We start from the raw sequence: 1,505 nt of genomic DNA on the forward strand, positions 1-1,505 counted from the left end.
CACCGACCATGTCGTCCAGTTGCAAGGTCCGCGCGACCGCCGACAGCGCGAACTTTATCCGACCGCCAAGGGCCGTGCGCTGGCGCTGGCGCTGGCGCGGCCACAGTCGCGCCGCATCCATGCTGCATTGGGGGATTCCGGAGTAACCGAACGGACCTTGGTGGAACGGTTCCTCGAAGCGATGGTCAATCCGGAACTGAGGGCGCAGATCGACGTTGGGTCCGCAAAAATGTCAGGGAAAAGCCATGGAGAGCACTGAACGGGTCGATCACGCGGCCGCGCCGGACGACGACGCGCCGCATCTGCTTGTCGTCGACGACGACACCCGCATCCGCAATCTTCTCAAGCAGTATCTGACCGAAAACGGCTTTCGCGTCACCGTCGCCGGCAATGCCGGCGAAGCCAGGCGCAAGCTTGCCGGCCTCGACTTCGACCTTCTGGTGCTGGACGTCATGATGCCCGGTGAAACGGGCGTCGACCTGACCAAGTCGCTGCGAGCCGAAAAGAACGTACCGATCCTGATGCTGACGGCCCTGTCGGAGACCGACAGCCGCATCTCAGGGCTGGAGGCCGGCGCCGACGACTACCTGCCGAAGCCGTTCGATCCGCGCGAGTTGATCCTGCGCATCAACAACATCCTTCGCCGTGGTGGCCCGGCGACCACGCCCAAGGTCGAGCAGTTGGTCTTCGGCCCTTACACCTTCCAGATCGCCCGGCGCGAATTGAAGCGTGGCGGCGAGGCGCTGAAGCTGACCGACCGCGAGCAGGAGATCCTGGCGATCTTCGCGGCAAGGGCCGGCGAGACGATACCCCGCCACGAGCTTGTCGGTGACGATTCGGAGGTCGGCGAGCGCACCATCGACGTCCAGATCAACCGGCTGCGCCGCAAGATCGAGCGCGATCCGTCCAACCCGGTCTGGCTGCAGACCGTGCGCGGTATTGGGTATCGGCTCAGCGTGGAATAGAATGCCGCCTGCGGCCTGCTGAGCGGCTGCGGGCAAGCGAAATGAGCGAATGGCAACCACGGAACTGGAACAGCCGGGCAATGGCGGCTTGAGCGCACGCGCCGCGCGGACGCTGAAGGCGGTGCCGCGCGCCTGGAACCGCTTCTGGCGCCTCGTCTCGCTGTATATGCCCAAGCGGCTCTATGCCCGCTCGCTGATCATCGTCATCGCGCCGATGATCCTGCTGCAATCGGTCGTCGCCTTCGTCTTCATGGAACGTCATTGGGCAACCGTGACGCAGCGCCTGTCGCAGGCCACCGTGCGCGACATCGCGGCCATCATCGACCTGATCGAGACCTATCCGCGCGATGCCGACTACACCAACATCATACGCATCGCCCAGGACCGCATGCAGTTGAAGGTCGACCTCCTGCCGCCCGACCCGCTGCCCGCGCCCGGCCCAAAACCGTTTTTCTCGATTTTGGATGATGTTCTCTCGTCGGAGATCACCCGCCAGATCAACCGCCCGTTCTGGATCGACACGGTCGGCAACTCCAACAT

The 1,505-nt window shown here is 64.2% G+C and carries 2 protein-coding genes and 1 pseudogene; all 3 read left to right on the forward strand.

Going from position 1 to position 1,505, the window contains the following annotated elements; all coding sequences use genetic code 11:
* Window positions 1-259, forward strand: a 259-nt coding sequence (locus tag EOD15_RS34115) for a MarR family winged helix-turn-helix transcriptional regulator (protein ID WP_148129812.1), incomplete at its 5' end; no start/stop codon positions are given.
* Complete coding sequence (locus EOD15_RS34120) at window positions 246-965, forward strand: response regulator transcription factor (protein ID WP_013530014.1); 720 nt, start codon at window positions 246-248, stop codon at window positions 963-965. The genes EOD15_RS34115 and EOD15_RS34120, both read left to right, overlap by 14 nt.
* Before the next feature lie 49 nt (window positions 966-1,014).
* Window positions 1,015-1,505, forward strand: a pseudogene (locus tag EOD15_RS34125) (two-component sensor histidine kinase); the annotation flags it as partial.

This window comes from Mesorhizobium sp. M7A.T.Ca.US.000.02.2.1, from assembly GCF_003996995.1.
Lineage (GTDB): Bacteria > Pseudomonadota > Alphaproteobacteria > Rhizobiales > Rhizobiaceae > Mesorhizobium.